The following is a 2,194-nucleotide window of genomic DNA, read 5'->3' on the forward strand; positions in this document are numbered from 1 at the left end:
ACACAACTTCACCGGCGCCAAGGTGATGCGCGACCTCACCGTCGACACCACCCACACGTACTATGTGCTCGCCGGCAACACGCCGGTCCTGGTCCACAACACAACGTGCAGAGTGCTCCCGTCTACTCATACCGACGAATTCATCGTGCTCGGGCGGCGTGAGGACATCAATGCCGCGAGGGATTGGGACAATCATGAGGTGCTTTCGCTGCCCACTGGAACCTGGACGCCGCAGCAGAATGATCAATGGGTTGCTGGGGCTATCGCCAAGAGGCAGAAGGTATACTTGGCAACTTCCCCGACCCGTGAAAATCTGTACAACGACGGCCCGTACAATGCTGGTATGACGGTCTTTGGTCGAGAGATTCGGCAGCTGAAGAACGCTGGATACACAATCCAAGGCGACTACATGTATCCTTCCGCTCGTTAACATTGGCTTCGTTTGATCCAGGAAAGAATCATGTCGAAGAGTATTTCTGGTTTGCCTGGGCTTCTGCTGAATAAAGAAAATCATGCAGCGGTTTCGGGCGGAAATCTTGATCGCGAGATTGCTGACTTTCTGAACGCTGTGGCTAACTCCGTGCAGCTCAGTGAGCTGTCGTCGCGCCTCGGTATAGGTGAGGCGCGATTGATGAATCACTTCGCCTTCAGGGCAGCGAATGCTTCGCTGGCAACTAGCGACAAATGTTGGATTAGGCCGGGTATAATCGCGGCCCAGATTGCCATGTTGGTTGATGACGACCGCGAAGTGATCCCTTCGTATGCGTCGCTGTATTATGCGGCGGAAGCACTTTCTGAGTCTGCCGATGATGCCTTTACGGATAATTCGTACATCGTCGCAGATGGCGTTATTGAGACACCGGAGCAGTTTGCTGCCAGGCCGCCTGAGTTGAAATCGCTAGAAGCGATGGGGTTAAGGGTTGTTGAGACTGATGCTGGCCCGCAATTGCAGCCTGATGCATCGTTTTGAGTCGGTATCCTGGCACTCCGAGATTTAGGGATTTCGCCGGCAAGAGGGCGGTGGGGCGTGGCTGGATGGTGTCCATGTCCGACACTGATCGGTCGCTGTCTGTAGTCGAAGTGTGTGGAGGTAGGCGAACGATCGCGGACGTTGCCGTCACTGTTGCCGTCAGCGGGAAAGCCATATATGCGCTGATCGATAAATCCGTGTGTGCCCCGGCTTGCCGCTGCGGTGGGCGAGGCGCCGGTAGGCGGCGATTCGGAACGTGGTTGGCCGGGGATCTCGAATTGTTAGCCGCTGTGGGCTATGCCGGTGAATCGTCTGGGTGTGCTTTGGCGGATCGGCGATGGTGGCGTGCGCGCGGGGCCGTAGGCCTGTAGCGCGTGCGCGCGGCCCGGCTTCGGCCGGGCCGTCCTTGATTATGTAGAGCAAATTTGAACCAGCCTGCTCCCTCTCTGGGTCCCTGCCGTGTTCCACGGCCTCGGTGTCCGCCCCGTGGCTGTCGTCGCCTGTCCTCTGCGTGTGTTCGGTTCTGGGTCGACGTGCTTGGCGGTTGGGTGGTGCGGTGGCGGGTGGGGCGCCGTCAGGTGCCCTGCCCGATGGTGTCGGCGCTTGCGGGCCGTAGTGGTCTCCGGGGTCAAGGGACGCCCGTACGGCGGTCGCAGGGCGACGCGTAGCGCCCTTGAGGCCGGAGGGGCGGCCCTCGTACGCTCGCGCCGCCCATGGGTCGTCGTTCGCGGCCTGGCCGGCCATTCGAGGAGAGGGTTGTCGAGGACGTCCAACGGGGAACCGACGGGCCCGTTCGGCGTGCGTGGGGGTGCGCTGGTGTCTGTCCGCGTTGCCGTCACTGTTGCCGTCAACCAGGTCCCCAGCCGAGGGTTGACGCCATTGCGGTCGATGAAAGTCCAGTTCAACGGAGTGCGCCCGTAGGTAACTCTTCGTGCTGGCCGTGAACCTGCCACACCTACTATGTGCTCGCCGGCAACACCCCGGTACTCGTACACAACTGCGGCGGATCTGAGAGCACGAACGGCAGACAACATTCAACAAAATGCGAATGTGCGAGCGGCGGTACTCCGCGAATTCCGCGCAATCTATATGGCAGAAAGGGAAATCCGGCGACCCGAGTTCAACTTGACCTGCTCCGGGGCGACATCAGGGCGTTCGCAAGGTCGAGATATGACCGTTTTAAGTGAGTCCAAGGAGTTGCAGGGATCGGTGGGGGTCTCGGCT

General features: G+C 59.8%; 2 protein-coding genes. Both read left to right on the top strand.

What is annotated here, in order from left to right; genetic code table 11:
* Nucleotides 1-430 (top strand): hypothetical protein (locus tag LXN57_RS47635; RefSeq protein ID WP_251804950.1); only part of this gene is annotated, 430 nt, incomplete at its 5' end.
* 30 nt (nt 431-460) lie between these two features.
* A complete protein-coding gene (locus LXN57_RS47640) occupies nt 461-970 on the top strand; it encodes a hypothetical protein (RefSeq protein WP_251804951.1) in 510 nt (169 codons plus the stop codon).
* Nucleotides 971-2,194: the final 1,224 nt, after the last annotated feature.

This window comes from Paractinoplanes hotanensis, from assembly GCF_023717965.1.
In the GTDB taxonomy this organism is placed as follows: domain Bacteria; phylum Actinomycetota; class Actinomycetes; order Mycobacteriales; family Micromonosporaceae; genus Actinoplanes; species Actinoplanes polyasparticus.

Excerpts from the sequence above, each read along its gene's own strand:
- LXN57_RS47640 (WP_251804951.1), top strand. The coding sequence starts at position 461 with ATGTCGAAGAGTATTTCTGGTTTGCCTGGGCTTCTGCTGAATAAAGAA.